13 protein-coding genes are annotated in these 13,110 nt (G+C 68.7%); 9 read left to right on the top strand and 4 right to left on the bottom strand.

Annotated features, from left to right (window positions below):
* Window positions 1-95: 95 nt before the first annotated feature.
* On the bottom strand, window positions 96-821 hold the full coding sequence (locus tag VA603_RS06095; protein ID WP_323438248.1) for a ComF family protein: 726 nt from the start codon (window positions 819-821) through the stop codon (window positions 96-98).
* A 49-nt stretch (window positions 822-870) separates the two neighbouring features.
* On the opposite strand from VA603_RS06095, the gene bioB reads away from it, so the two are divergent.
* From bioB to bioC, 5 genes are all read left to right on the top strand, one after another.
* Window positions 871-1,899: a biotin synthase BioB gene (gene bioB, locus VA603_RS06100; RefSeq protein WP_132862423.1), complete on the top strand. Its 1,029-nt coding sequence runs from the start codon at window positions 871-873 to the stop codon at window positions 1,897-1,899.
* 80 nt (window positions 1,900-1,979) lie between these two features.
* The gene (gene bioF, locus VA603_RS06105) at window positions 1,980-3,191 is read left to right on the top strand and encodes an 8-amino-7-oxononanoate synthase (RefSeq protein ID WP_323438249.1); all 1,212 of its coding nucleotides are present in this window, start codon (window positions 1,980-1,982) and stop codon (window positions 3,189-3,191) included.
* A gap of 16 nt (window positions 3,192-3,207) precedes the next feature.
* Window positions 3,208-3,975, top strand: coding sequence for a pimeloyl-ACP methyl ester esterase BioH (gene bioH, locus VA603_RS06110; RefSeq protein WP_323438250.1), 768 nt, complete (start codon window positions 3,208-3,210; stop codon window positions 3,973-3,975).
* A gap of 46 nt (window positions 3,976-4,021) precedes the next feature.
* Complete coding sequence (locus tag VA603_RS06115; RefSeq protein WP_323438251.1) at window positions 4,022-4,804, top strand: SDR family oxidoreductase; 783 nt, start codon at window positions 4,022-4,024, stop codon at window positions 4,802-4,804.
* 26 nt (window positions 4,805-4,830) lie between these two features.
* Window positions 4,831-5,712 (top strand): malonyl-ACP O-methyltransferase BioC, encoded by an 882-nt coding sequence (gene bioC / locus VA603_RS06120; protein ID WP_323438252.1) that lies wholly within the window; start codon window positions 4,831-4,833, stop codon window positions 5,710-5,712.
* A 75-nt stretch (window positions 5,713-5,787) separates the two neighbouring features.
* Here bioC and VA603_RS06125 read toward each other — a convergent pair whose 3' ends face one another.
* From VA603_RS06125 to VA603_RS06135, 3 genes are read right to left on the bottom strand one after another with little or no spacing between them, the layout of a single operon-like run.
* Window positions 5,788-6,213 carry a ketosteroid isomerase-related protein gene (locus VA603_RS06125; RefSeq protein WP_323438253.1) on the bottom strand — a complete coding sequence of 142 codons (426 nt, stop codon included), beginning with the start codon at window positions 6,211-6,213 and terminating at the stop codon, window positions 5,788-5,790.
* A gap of 36 nt (window positions 6,214-6,249) precedes the next feature.
* The gene (locus VA603_RS06130) at window positions 6,250-6,867 is read right to left on the bottom strand and encodes a YdcF family protein (RefSeq protein WP_165931091.1); all 618 of its coding nucleotides are present in this window, start codon (window positions 6,865-6,867) and stop codon (window positions 6,250-6,252) included.
* On the bottom strand, window positions 6,852-7,814 hold the full coding sequence (locus VA603_RS06135) for a pyridoxal-phosphate dependent enzyme (RefSeq protein WP_132862416.1): 963 nt from the start codon (window positions 7,812-7,814) through the stop codon (window positions 6,852-6,854). The genes VA603_RS06130 and VA603_RS06135 overlap by 16 nt, the downstream gene beginning before the upstream one ends.
* A 140-nt stretch (window positions 7,815-7,954) precedes the next feature.
* Between VA603_RS06135 and VA603_RS06140 the strand changes: the two genes are divergently transcribed.
* From VA603_RS06140 to VA603_RS06155, 4 genes are all read left to right on the top strand, one after another.
* On the top strand, window positions 7,955-8,506 hold the full coding sequence (locus VA603_RS06140) for a hypothetical protein (RefSeq protein ID WP_323438254.1): 552 nt from the start codon (window positions 7,955-7,957) through the stop codon (window positions 8,504-8,506).
* A gap of 499 nt (window positions 8,507-9,005) precedes the next feature.
* Window positions 9,006-10,895, top strand: coding sequence for a tRNA uridine-5-carboxymethylaminomethyl(34) synthesis enzyme MnmG (gene mnmG / locus VA603_RS06145; protein ID WP_323438255.1), 1,890 nt, complete (start codon window positions 9,006-9,008; stop codon window positions 10,893-10,895).
* Window positions 10,896-11,128: 233 nt separating this feature from the next.
* Window positions 11,129-12,106 carry a type I-F CRISPR-associated endonuclease Cas1f gene (gene cas1f / locus VA603_RS06150; protein WP_323438256.1) on the top strand — a complete coding sequence of 326 codons (978 nt, stop codon included), beginning with the start codon at window positions 11,129-11,131 and terminating at the stop codon, window positions 12,104-12,106.
* A partial coding sequence (locus VA603_RS06155; RefSeq protein WP_323438257.1) for a CRISPR-associated endonuclease Cas3'' occupies window positions 12,103-13,110 on the top strand: 1,008 nt, incomplete at its 3' end. The genes cas1f and VA603_RS06155, both read left to right, overlap by 4 nt.

The following is a 13,110-nucleotide window of genomic DNA, read 5'->3' on the forward strand; positions in this document are numbered from 1 at the left end:
CCGGGGAACCGCCCATAGCCATCTCCTCATGTGATGCACGAAAGTTGATACCCCCTCGGCACTGACTTTATGCCACCGGCGCTGTCATGGCGCGATCACGGCACCCGCGCGCAGACCCAGGCGTCCACCCGGGTCACGCCGGCACGGCGCAGGGCAAGCGCCGCCGCCTGCAGCGTGGTGCCGGTGGTCATCACGTCATCCAGCAATGCCACGTGCACCGGCAAGCCCGGCCTGGCGAGGAAGGCCGCGCGCAGGTTGCGCCGGCGCTGGTCGGCATCCAGCTCCGACTGCGGCATGGTCGCGCGCGTCCGGCGCAGGCCATCGCAGAGCGGGATGCCCAGCGCCCGGGCCAGGGGCCGGGCCAGCTCGCGTGCCTGGTCATAGCCGCGCTGGCGCAGCCGCGCACGGTGCAGCGGTACCGGCAGCAGCGCCTGTGGCCCCGCCACGCCGGACAACCGCTCGGCCATCAACCCGGCCAGCAGGCGGCCGGCCGGCAGGTCGCGATGGAACTTGAAGCGCCGCAGCAGCCCATCGACCGGGCTGGCGTACAGGAATGCCGCGTGCACCTGCTCCAGCACCGGCCGCTGCTGCCGGCAGAACCCGCAGACCTGCCCGGCGTCACCGGCCGACAGGGGCAGCGCGCAACGCAGGCAGGCCGCGCCCTGCCACGGCAGGTCCCCGGCGCAGGCGCGGCACAGATCGCGCCCGCCGGCACCGGCCTCGCCGCACACCAGGCACTGCGGCGGGAACACCCCGCGGGACAGCCCTCCGACCATCCTGTAAACCATCGATATCATGTTCAGGTTGACAGCTTCGCGCATGCTCACCAGACTGCGCCGCTTCTGTAGTCACCACCGTCAGGTAACACCGATGTCCGCTGTCATCCGCCACGACTGGAAACGCGAAGAGCTGCTGGCCCTGTTCGAGCTGCCGTTCCCCGAACTGCTACACCGGGCCGCCAGCGTGCACCGCGCCCATTTCGACCCGGCCGAGGTGCAGGTCTCCACGCTGCTGTCGGTCAAGACCGGCGGCTGCCCGGAAGACTGCGCCTACTGCCCGCAGGCGCAACGCTACGACACCGGCGTGGACGCGCAGAAGCTGATGGACACCGACAGCGTGGTCGCCCGCGCCCGTGCCGCCAAGCAGGCCGGCGCCTCGCGCTTCTGCATGGGCGCGGCCTGGCGCTCGCCCAAGGACCGTGACATTCCGAAGGTCGCGGCGATGATCCAGGAAGTGAAGGCGCTTGGCTTGGAGACCTGCGCCACCCTGGGCATGCTGGAAGGCCACCAGGCACAGGCACTGAAGGACGCCGGGCTGGACTACTACAACCACAACCTGGACACCGCGCCGGACTATTACGACTCGATCATCCATACCCGCCAGTACCAGGACCGCCTGGACACGCTGGAACACGTGCGCAACGCCGGCCTGAAGACCTGCTGCGGCGGCATCGTCGGCATGGGCGAGACCCGCGAGCACCGCGCCGGCCTGCTGCTGGCGCTGGCCAACCTGCCGGCGCACCCGGATTCGGTGCCGATCAACCGGCTGGTGCAGGTGGCCGGCACCCCGTTGCACGGCAGTGCCGAACTGGACCCGTTCGAGTTCGTACGCATGATCGCCGTGGCCCGCATCGCCATGCCGCGCTCGATGGTGCGCCTGTCGGCCGGCCGCGAGAGCATGAGTGATGAACTGCAGGCGCTGTGCTTCCTGGCCGGTGCCAACTCCATCTTCTACGGCGAGAAGCTGCTGACCACCGGCAACCCGGACACCGAGCGCGACCAGGCCCTGTTCGCCCGCCTCGGCATCCGGCCGATGCAGGTGAGCGTGGACGCGGACGACCACGACCACCCCGGCACGGTGCACCTGGACATCGCCCCGGCCTGCGCCCACGGCGCCTGAGCCCCGGCTGGCGACCGCCTCCGGGAATTCTCGCGGGCAACCGGTTACGCTAACCGGCCGTCCGACCATGAACCGATGCCATGGCCCGTCCCGACATCCACGACCGCATTCAGGACCAGCGCAAGCTGCGTCTCGCGCAGAGCCGCATCCGCACCCGCCGCACCGTCGGCCGGCGTGATGGCGTGCGCCTGGAGGTCGATGGCCGCTGGCTGACCGGCTTCTGCAGCAACGATTACCTCGGCCTGGCCCAACAGTTCGAGGTCATCGCCGCGCTGCAGGACGCGGCCTCGCGCGAGGGCGTGGGCAGCACCGCCTCGCACCTGGTCTGCGGCCACCACAGCCTGCACCAGCAGCTGGAACGGGAAATGGCCGACTGGCTCGGCTACCCGCGTGCGCTGCTGTTCGACAGCGGCTTCATGGCCAACCTGGCCGTGCAACAGGCGCTGTTGAGCGAGGAGACCGACGTCTGCGTGCAGGACCGGCTCAACCACGCCAGCCTGCTCGACGCCACCCGCTTGGCCGGTTGCCGGCTGCGCCGCTACCCGCACCTGGACAGCGAAGGCGCGATGCGCCAGCTCAAGAACGCCGCCGACGGCGCCGCCATGCTGATCAGCGACGGCGTCTTCAGCATGGATGGCGACATCGCCCCGCTGCGCTCGCTGGCGCTGGTGGCGCGCATGCAGGAAGCCCTGTTCTACGTCGACGACGCACATGGCATCGGCGTGGTCGGCGAACACGGCCGCGGCTGCGTGGCCGACGCCGGGCTGGGCGTGAACGAAGTGCCGCTGCAGCTGGCCACGCTGGGCAAGGCGCTCGGCGGCCACGGTGCGGTGGTGCTGGGCGAGGATGCGCTGATCCAGCACCTGGCCGAGACCGCGCGCCCGTACATCTACACCACCGCGCTGCCACCGGCGCAGGCCGCCGCCTCGCTGGCGGCGGTCAAGCTGGCGCGCCGCGACCACTGGCGCCGCGACAAGCTCACCGAGCTGATCGCCACCTTCCGTGAGGGCGCGCGCCGCCACGGACTGGAGCTGATGCCGTCGGAAACCCCGATCCAGCCGCTGCTGTGCGGCGACGAGGCCACGGTGATGGCACTGTCGGCGACGCTGGAACAATCCGGCTTCCTGGTCAGCGCGATCCGCCCGCCGACCGTGCCCGAAGGCAAGGCGCGGCTGCGCGTGACGCTGTCGGCGCTGCACACCGTGGACCAGGTCAAGGCGCTGCTGGAAGCCATCGCCAAGGCCCGCGACCTGGTGCTGTACCAGAAATCATTGAACACCGTCGGCGCCTGAGCAGGTTGTACGCCCCATGCATATCGAAGTCACCGGCAGCGGACCGGCACTGGTCCTGATCCACGGCTGGGCGTTGCATGGCGGCATCTTCGCACCGCTGGTCGAGCGGCTGGCGCCGTATTTCCAGCTGCACCTGGTCGACCTGCCCGGCCATGGCCACAGCCGTGACGACGCCACGCCGCTGCGCCTGCCTTACCTGGTCAACGCCATCGCCGCCGCCACCCCGCCCGCGGTGTGGTGCGGCTGGTCGCTGGGCGGGCTGGTGGCCCTGCATGCCGCCGCCACCCTGCCGCAGGTGCGCGGCCTGGCCATGCTGGCCGCCACGCCACGCTTCGTGCGTGGCGAAGACTGGCCCGATGCGGTCCAGGCCAGCGTGTTCGAACAGTTCGGCCGTGACCTGGAACAGGACTACCGCGGCACGCTGGAGCGCTTCCTCGCGCTGGACGTGATGGGCTCGCAGCACGGCCGCAGCGAGCTGCGCACCCTGCGCGAAGCGCTCGTCGCCCGTGGCGAGCCTGCACCGCGCGCACTGCAGGAGGGGCTGGCCCTGCTCGAACGCAGCGACCTGCGCGGTGCCCTGCCCAGCCTGCGCAAGCCGGGGCTGTGGATCGGCGGCCAGCGCGACCGGCTGGTGCCGGCGCGCGCGATGCACGCCGCAGCCGCACTGGCGCCGGACGGGCTGCACGCCGCGCACACCATCGAAGGCGGCGGCCACGCGCCGTTCCTGGGCCACGCCGACCAGGTCGCCGGGCTGCTGCAACACTTCGTTGCAGGCTGCGCGTGAGCATTTGTCCGATCATGTCGCTCCCCGCGTCGCACGAGGAATAAGCATGGATCTTGGAATCGCCGGCCGCTGGGCCCTGGTCTGTGGTGCCAGCAAAGGCCTTGGCCTGGGTTGCGCACGCGCATTGGCGGCCGAAGGCGTCAACGTGGTCATCGTTGCGCGCGGTGCCGACGCACTGGAAGCGGCTGCAGCGGACCTGCGCGCCCTGCCCGGTGCCGCGCAGGTGGTCACCGTCGCCACCGACATCACTACCGCGCAGGGCCGTGCCACGGCGCTGGCGGCGTGCCCGCAGGTCGACATCCTGGTCACCAACGCCGGCGGCCCACCCGCCGGGGATTTCCGTGACTGGGACCGGGACACCTGGCTGGCCGCGCTGGACGCCAACATGCTCACCCCGATCGAACTGATCCGCGCCACCGTCGATGCGATGGCCGCGCGCGGCTACGGGCGCGTGGTCAACATCACCTCCAGCTCGGTGAAGGCCCCCATCGACGTGCTCGGCCTGTCCAACGGCGCACGCTCGGGCCTGACCGGTTTCATCGCCGGCATCGCCCGCACCCACCTGGCCCGCAATGTCACCGTCAACAACCTGCTGCCCGGCGCCTTCGACACCGACCGCCTGCGCGGCATCCTGCAGGCCAGCGCGGACAAGCAAGGGCAGCCGCTGGCGGACGTATCCGCGCGCCGCCAGGGCAGCATCCCCGCCGGCCGCTTCGGCAATGCCGACGAATTCGGTGCCACCTGCGCGTTTTTGTGCAGCGTGCATGCCGGCTACATCACCGGGCAGAACCTGCTGATCGACGGCGGCGCCTACCCCGGCACTTTCTGACTCCCGACCTTACCGACGTACCCGCCATGTCTTCCCTGTTCGATCCCAAGCACGTCCGCCGCGCCTTCTCGCGCGCCGCCTCCAGCTACCATGCCGCGGCGGCACTGCAGCAGGAGGTGGCCAAGCGGCTGCTGGAATCACTGGACTACCTGGCCGACAAGCAACCGCAGGTGGTGCTGGACGTGGGCAGCGGTCCGGCCCATGCCACCGCGGTGATGAAGAAGCGCTGGCCCAAGGCGCAGGTGATCGCGCTGGACCTGGCCCTGCCGATGCTGGTCGAGGCAAAGCAGCAGGCCGGCTGGTGGCGCCCGTTCTCGCGGGTGTGTGCCGACGCGCGCGCCCTGCCGCTGGCCGACAACAGCGTGGACGTGATCTTCAGCAACCTGTGCCTGCAGTGGGTGGAAGACCTGCCGGCGGTGTTCGCCGGCTTCCGACGCGTGCTCAAGCCCGGCGGCCTGCTGGTGTGCTCCACCTTCGGCCCGGACACGCTGGTGGAACTGCGCGATGCCTTCGCACAGGCCGACGACACCGCGCACGTCAGCCGCTTCGTGCAGATCGCCCAGTTCGGTGATGCGCTGATGATGGCCGGCTTCCGCGACCCGGTGCTGGACCGCGACCTGTTCACCCTGACCTACGACGACCTGCCGGCGCTGATGCGCGAGCTCAAGGCGATTGGCGCGACCAACGCGATGAGCAACCGCCGCCACACGCTGACCGGCCGCAGCCGCTTCGCCGCCGCCAGCCAGGCCTATGAGCCGCTGCGCGGCGCCGACGGCAAGCTGCCCAGCAGCTGGGAAGTCATCTACGCCCATGCCTGGGCACCGGAACCGGGCGCCCCCATCCGCGAACATGGCCACGATGTCGCCGCCGTGCCGGTCTCGGCCATCCCGATCCGCCGCAAACCGTAGGCGCGGCCCCGCGCGCAAGGCGGCATCGCGCAGGAGCGGCCCCGGCCGCGAAGCCGATACCGCCTCAGCGCCGGATCAGGCGCTGACCTGCGTGATCCAGTCCTGCAGGTTGTAGTAGTTGCTCACGCGGCTGATCCGCCCATCACGCACGTCGAAGAACGCACCGCCCGGCAGCACATAGCGCTGCCCCTGCGCCGGCGGCAGGCCGTCGTCGGTGTGGTGGTACTGGCCATGCACCACGTACTCGGCCGCCACACGCAGGCCATCCTCGCTCGCCATCACCACCACATCGCGCAGCTGCTCGCGGTAGCTGGCTTCCATGCGTTGCAGGAAAACGGCAAATGCCTGGCGACCGACCTCACGCGCGCCCTGGTTCAGGTCATGCGCCAGGTCGTCGGACAGCCGTTCCAGCATGCCGGCCCAATCGCCGCGGTTGAAGGCATCGTAGTAGCCGCGCACCAGCGCGATCGCCTGCTGGCGGGAAGTATCGTCGTTGCTCATGCAGAACCCCTGCGTGTCGTGCGCCGCCGTCGCGCCTCAGGCGCCCTTGACGAACAGGTCGCGGTGGAAGAAATAGATTTCCTGCGCCAGGAAGCGCCAGCTGGTGTGGAAGCTGCGGAAGCGCGTGCTCGGCGTGGAGGAGGCCAACGCGTCGATGCCCAGTTCGTGCGACAGGCGCAGCGCGCGCGCCATGTGCAGCGGGTCGCTGACCACGATCACCCGGTGCATGTCGTTCTGCGCCATCACCCGGCGCGCCTCGACCAGGTTCTGCCGGGTGGTCCGCGAGCGGGTCTCGATCAGGATGTCCTCGGCCGGGATCTTCTGCTTGAGCGCGTAGCGGCGCGCCACCTGCGATTCGGAGAAGCGCGCGCGTGAGCCGCCGAACCCACCGGTGAAGATCAGCTTGGGCGCATAGCCCTGCCGGTACAGGTCCAGCCCGTGGCGGATGCGCTCCTCGAACACCGGCGAAGGCTTGGCGTCATACGCCGCCGCGCCCAGCACGATGATCGCGTCGGCCGGCGCGGCCTGGTCGCGGTCACCCACCCAGATGATCCATGCCGCCACGCCCAGCAACCACAACGCCAGCAACACCCCGAACCGCCACAACCAACCCACCAGGCCGGTGCGTCCCTTGCTGCTCATTCCTTCCCCCACGGCAACGCATCCAGATCCACGTTGCCGCCGCTGAAGATCAACCCCACGTTGCGGCCGGCGAAACGCTCCGGCTGTGCCAGCACCGCGGCCAGGGTGATCGCCGATGACGGCTCGACCACCTGCTTCATCACCTGCCAGACCCGCCGCATCGCGGTCACGGTGTCCACGTCATCGACGGTGATCACCTCGGCGCGCTGGTTGAGCAGTTCGAAATTCGGTGCGCCCAGCGCGCCGCGCAGGCCATCGCAGACCGTGTCCGGCACGAAGTCCAGCAGTCGTTCGCCGGCGGCCAGAGAACGCGCGGTATCGGCGGCACCGGCCGGCTCGGCCAGCACCAGCGCGCAGTCGGGCAGCAGTTGCTGCAGGGCCAACAACGTCCCCGCGGCCAGCCCGCCGCCGCCCACCGGCACCACCAGCACGTCCAGCGTCGCCCCGGCCTGCCGCACCAGCTCCAACGCCGCCGTGCCCTGCCCGGCGATCACCTTGGCATCGGCATACGGGTGCACCAGCGTCGCCCCGGTCTCGCGCTGCACGCGCGCGCATTCGACCTCGCGCGCGGCCTGGTTCGGCGCGCAGCGCCACAACGTGGCGCCATTGCGCACGATGTTGGCCAGCTTGGTCGCCACCGCGCCCTCGGGCACCACCACGTGGCAGGGAATGCCTCGCGAACGTGCCGCCAGTGCCAGCGCGGCCCCGTGGTTGCCGGAAGAATGGGTGACCACGCCACGCTGCGCCTGCTCGGCATCCAGCGACCACACCGCATTGCAGGCGCCGCGGAACTTGAATGCGCCCCCGCGCTGCAGGTGCTCGCCCTTGAAGTGCAGGCTTGCACCGGCCAGCCCGTCCAGCTCGCGCGAACGCAGTACCGGCGTGACCGTCGCGTGCGATGCGATACGCGCCGCGGCGGCCAGTACGTCAGCGAACCCGGGCAAGGAATGTTCGTTCATGGTGGAAGGTTAGCGTAGGCTCGCTGCCTTGGACCATCTCATTCGCGCATGGAATGTGTTCAGCCAAATCGGTACCGATTAAGGGCCGATTCAATCCACCAGCACGAAGCTGGCGCCATACCCATTGGGGGGGACGACACATGATCAAGCGCCTGATTGTTTCCACCGGCCTGTTGCTGGCCCTGTCCGGCTGCGCCACGTATGACTACGTCGGCGGCAGCGGTGGCGGCTACTACCATGGCTCGCCGTCGGTGCAGTACAGCTATCCGTATGGCTACCCTTACGGTGCCTACGGCGGCTATGGCTCCGGCTATTACGGTTACGGCAGCGGCTACTACGGGGGTGGCTACCCGGTCTATCGCCCGTACTACCGCCCGTACCCGCAGCGTCCGCCGCACAGCCACCGGCCGCCCCCGCCGGGCAACGGCCATGGCCATGGCGACAACCGTCCGCGTCCGCCGCGTCCGGGTGACAACCGCCCCAACCCGCCGACCCGTCCGATGCCGCCGGCCAACGGCGGTGGCAGCAAGTCGCCCTGGCGGGACATGGACCGCCTGCAGCGTCCGCAGCCCCGCGCGATGACCGAGCCACGCGCGGTGCCGCGTGCCCAGGCCATGCAGTCCCGGCCGATGCCTGCCCGACAGCCGTCACAGAACCGTCTTCCGCGCGAAGTCAGGAATGTGGAGAGATAAAAAGGTTGCATTTGCGGAAAATGCAGGCATCCTTTGTCCCACGGGTGACCGGTTGCGTCGCAAACTGACCTAAACCGGTCCCGCCCAACCGCTTCAATGTCGATGTCCGCCAGGAAATCTGGATCCCCCCTGTTCCGGCCCTGTCGGGCATCGGCGCCTAAAAAAGACGAAGCCCCGGCCTAGGCCGGGGCTTCGTCTTTACTGCCTTGCTGCTTTCAATGCCTTGCAAGGCATTGTCGGATACCAGAGCCGGTAGTCCCCCGACTACCGGCCCCTGCTACCCCAACGTGCGCTTCGGTCGGCCCCTGTTCCAATTCCGACCTTGTTGCGCCTGTGTCGCATGCCACGCTGGGTGCAATGTATTAGCTGCAGGTTGCGTGCCAACTTTAGGCCTTCGTCTCAAGAATTTTCGTTGGCGGTAAAATCAGCAACCGGGCCGCCCTGGCACCGGAGGCATACCCGGCAACGGACTTCACACTTCTCGACCAATCTCACGCCCATGAGCGACTCCTTCTACCGTTACGACGTCATCGTCATCGGCGGCGGCCACGCCGGCACCGAGGCCGCACTGGCCGCGGCCCGCGGCGGCGCCCGCACCCTGCTGCTGACCCACAACGTGGAGACCGTCGGCGCGATGAGCTGCAACCCGGCCATCGGCGGCATCGGCAAGGGCCACCTGGTCAAGGAGATCGACGCCCTGGGCGGTGCCATGGCGCATGCCGCCGACCGCGCCGGCATCCAGTGGCGCACCCTCAATGCCTCCAAGGGCCCGGCCGTGCGCGCCACCCGCTGCCAGGCCGACCGCAACCTGTACCGCATGGCGATCCGCGGCATCGTCGAGTCGCAGCCCAACCTGACCGTGTTCCAGGCGGCGGTGGACGACCTGGTGATCGAAGGCGACGCCGTGCGCGGCGCCATCACCCAGACCGGGCTGACCTTCCATGCCGCCGCCGTGGTGCTGACCGCCGGCACCTTCCTGGCCGGCAAGATCCACATCGGCGAGACCCAGTACACCGCCGGCCGCATGGGCGACCCGCCGGCCACCACGCTGGCCGCGCGCCTGCGCGAGCGTCCGTTCGCCATCGACCGATTGAAGACCGGCACGCCGCCGCGCATCGACGGTCGCTCGCTGGATTACAGCGTGATGGAGGAACAGCCCGGCGATGACCCACTGCCGGTGATGTCCTACCTGGGCGACGTGCGCGAGCATCCGCGCCAGGTCAGCTGCTGGATCACCCACACCAGCGAGCGCACCCACGAGATCATCCGCAACGCGCTGCACCGCTCACCGCTGTACAGCGGCCAGATCGAGGGCATCGGCCCGCGCTACTGCCCCTCCATCGAGGACAAGGTGGTGCGCTTCGCCGAGAAGGACAGCCACCAGATCTTCGTCGAGCCCGAGGGGCTGGACGTGGTGGAGATCTACCCCAACGGCATCTCCACCTCGCTGCCGTTCGACGTGCAGCTGGAGCTGGTGCGCAGCATCCGCGGCTTCGAGAACGCGCACATCACCCGCCCCGGCTACGCCATCGAGTACGACTTCTTCGACCCGCGCGGGCTGAAGAACACGCTGGAGACCCGCCAGGTCGCCGGCCTTTTCTTCGCCGGGCAGATCAACGGCACCACCGGCTACGAGGAAGCCGGCGCGCAGGGCCTGCTGGCCGGCATCAACGCCGCGCTGTTCGTGCAGGGCCGCGACGGCTGGTGCCCGCGCCGCGACGAGGCTTACATCGGCGTGCTGGTGGATGACCTGATCACCCACGGCACCAGCGAGCCGTACCGCATGTTCACCAGCCGCGCCGAATACCGGCTGCAGCTGCGCGAGGACAACGCCGATGTACGCCTGACCCCGACCGGCCGCGAGCTGGGCCTGGTCGATGCGCGTCGCTGGTCGGCGTTCCAGGCCAAGCAGGAAGCGGTGAGCAACGAAAGCGCGCGCCTGCGCGCCCTGTGGGCGACGCCGGCCAATGCACTGGGCCGCGAAGTGGCGCAGGCCACCGGCGTGGCGGTGAGCCGCGAAACCAACGTGCTGGACCTGATCAAGCGCCCGGAACTGGACTACGCCAAGCTGATGCGGGTGCCCTCGCTGGGCCCGGGCGTGGCCGACGCGCGTGTGGCCGAGCAGGTGGAGATCAGCGTCAAGTACGCCGGTTACCTGGATCGCCAGCGCGAGGAGATCGAGCGCCAGCAGCGCCACGAGAACACCGTGATCGCCGAAGGCTTCGACTTCGGCTCCGTGCGCGGCCTGTCCGCCGAAGCATTGCAGAAGCTCGAATGCGTGCGCCCGCAGACCATCGGCCAGGCACAGCGCATCCCGGGCATGACCCCGGCAGCGATCTCGCTGCTGCTGGTACACCTGGAACGGGCACGGCGCGGCAAGGTGGCTTGAGGGGCGTTGCGCCCCTCCTCCCCCGCTGCCTCCCGCAGCACCAAGGACCGGCCACGACGTACTGACCGTGGATGGCCGCGTTCCGCTCCCTCCCTTTGGCGCAGCCAAGGGGAGGGCTGGGGAGGGGTTGCCTTCCAGCCGCCCGGTTCACCTCCCGGCCACCTTACCCGCTACAGTCTCGCCATATGCGACACAGCCATGGGCACCATGACTGCGTCAATCCGGGGGACAACATGGAACAGTTGCCGTCTTCAGACCTGAAGACAATCCTGCATTCAAAGCGGGCCAACATCTACTACCTGCAGCACTGCCGGGTGCTGGTCAACGGTGGTCGCGTCGAGTACGTCACCGACGCTGGGAAACAGTCGCTGTACTGGAACATCCCCATCGCCAACACCACAACGGTATTGCTGGGCACCGGAACCTCCGTCACCCAGGCAGCGATGCGCGAACTGGCCCGGGCCGGGGTACTGGTCGGCTTCTGCGGCGGCGGTGGTACCCCGCTCTTCAGCGCCAATGAGATCGATGTCGACATCGCCTGGTTCTCGCCGCAGAGCGAGTACCGGCCCACCGAGTACCTCCAGGCCTGGGTGAAGTTCTGGTTCGATGACGACCTTCGGCTGGTGGCTGCCAAACAGTTGCAGCAACTGCGTCTGCAACGGTTGTCGTTGCAGTGGCAACAACGCGCATTGCGCGAGGCCGGCTTCGCGGTCGATACCGCGCAGCTGGATGCCCTGCTGCAGTCTTCTCGATGCACCATCGAAGTTGCGCAGGACACCACCGCCCTGCTGACGGAAGAAGCCCGCCTGAGCAAAGCCCTGTTCAAGCTCGCCGTGGACACCGTCGGCTACGGCACTTTCAGTCGTGCCAAAGGCGGTACCGGCACCGATCCGGCCAATCGCTTCCTGGACCATGGCAACTACCTCGCCTACGGCCTGGGAGCCACCGCCTGCTGGGTGCTGGGACTGCCGCACGGCCTTGCGGTGCTGCATGGGAAGACACGTCGTGGCGGCCTGGTGTTCGACGCCGCCGACCTGGTCAAGGACGCCTGCATCCTTCCCCATGCCTTTCTTTCGGCAATGCGCGGCGATGATGAGCAGGCATTCCGCCGCTACTGCATCGAGGCAATGACCCGCAGTGAATCACTGGATTTCATCATCGACAGCCTCAAGGCCATCGCCACCACGACAGCCACACGGGTGAAACGTTGAACATCCTGCTGGTTTCGCAATGCGAAAAGCGGGCGCTGTCTGAAACACGGCGCATCCTCGACCAGTTCGCTGAACGGCGCGGCGACCGCACATGGCAGACCGCCATCACCCAGGACGGGCTCGACACGCTGCGACGGTTGCTGCGCAGGACGGCACGCAAGAACACCGCCGTCGCCTGCCACTGGATACGCGGACGCGATCACAGCGAGCTCCTATGGGTGGTGGGCGATGCCCGCCGCTTCAACGCCGACGGTGCGGCCCCCACCAACACCACCCGACGCAACATCCTGCGCGCCGGCGACGAAAACGATTGGCACACCGCACAACCCATCCGACTGCTGGCCCAGCTGGCCGCACTGCTGCACGACCTGGGAAAGGCCAGCACGGCCTTCCAGCAACGCCTGCGTGGGCAGCGGATGGAGCGCAACCTGTACCGGCACGAATGGGTGTCGCTGCGAATGTTCCAGGCCTTCGTTGGTGACGATGACGACGCCGGTTGGCTGCAGCGCCTGGCGGAGGGCGAAAATGGTGACGATCAGGAATGGTTGGCCCCCGGCCGCTACCAGCGCGATGGACTCGACGCACGCCAGGACTGTCCATTCCCGCAACTTCCGCCGCTGGCAGCTGCGGTGGCCTGGCTGGTGGTCAGCCACCATCGTCTCCCCGTCATTCCCTCATTCAATGCCGAAGGGACGCAGCAATGGCTTGGGCAGCGTGCCAGCCACTGGGATGAGCGCTGGCTCAAGGAGCCCCTGGCACTGGTCAGGCATACGTGGAATGAGCTTCCACAAGCACATACCGACGCGGAGGCGCTGCCGTACTGGCAAGCGGCCGCTCCCTTGCCCGTGGTCGACAAGCAATGGCGACGCCAGGCCGCCCGTGTCGCCGGAGGGCTTCAGGCACTGCCCGATCGAGACCGTCGATGGCTGGACAACCCCTATGTGATGCACCTTGCGCGCCTGAGCTTGATGCTGGCCGATCATCACTATTCCAGCCTTTCATCG

Origin of the sequence: Stenotrophomonas capsici, from assembly GCF_034961085.1 — a bacterium.
GTDB lineage: Bacteria > Pseudomonadota > Gammaproteobacteria > Xanthomonadales > Xanthomonadaceae > Stenotrophomonas > Stenotrophomonas capsici.

Coding starts and splice junctions, on each gene's coding strand:
- VA603_RS06095 (WP_323438248.1), bottom strand. CDS start 821: ATGCGCGAAGCTGTCAACCTGAACATGATATCGATGGTTTACAGGATG.
- bioB (WP_132862423.1), top strand. CDS start 871: ATGTCCGCTGTCATCCGCCACGACTGGAAACGCGAAGAGCTGCTGGCC.
- bioF (WP_323438249.1), top strand. CDS start 1,980: ATGGCCCGTCCCGACATCCACGACCGCATTCAGGACCAGCGCAAGCTG.
- bioH (WP_323438250.1), top strand. CDS start 3,208: ATGCATATCGAAGTCACCGGCAGCGGACCGGCACTGGTCCTGATCCAC.
- VA603_RS06115 (WP_323438251.1), top strand. CDS start 4,022: ATGGATCTTGGAATCGCCGGCCGCTGGGCCCTGGTCTGTGGTGCCAGC.
- bioC (WP_323438252.1), top strand. CDS start 4,831: ATGTCTTCCCTGTTCGATCCCAAGCACGTCCGCCGCGCCTTCTCGCGC.
- VA603_RS06125 (WP_323438253.1), bottom strand. CDS start 6,213: ATGAGCAACGACGATACTTCCCGCCAGCAGGCGATCGCGCTGGTGCGC.
- VA603_RS06135 (WP_132862416.1), bottom strand. CDS start 7,814: ATGAACGAACATTCCTTGCCCGGGTTCGCTGACGTACTGGCCGCCGCG.
- VA603_RS06140 (WP_323438254.1), top strand. CDS start 7,955: ATGATCAAGCGCCTGATTGTTTCCACCGGCCTGTTGCTGGCCCTGTCC.
- mnmG (WP_323438255.1), top strand. CDS start 9,006: ATGAGCGACTCCTTCTACCGTTACGACGTCATCGTCATCGGCGGCGGC.
- cas1f (WP_323438256.1), top strand. CDS start 11,129: ATGGAACAGTTGCCGTCTTCAGACCTGAAGACAATCCTGCATTCAAAG.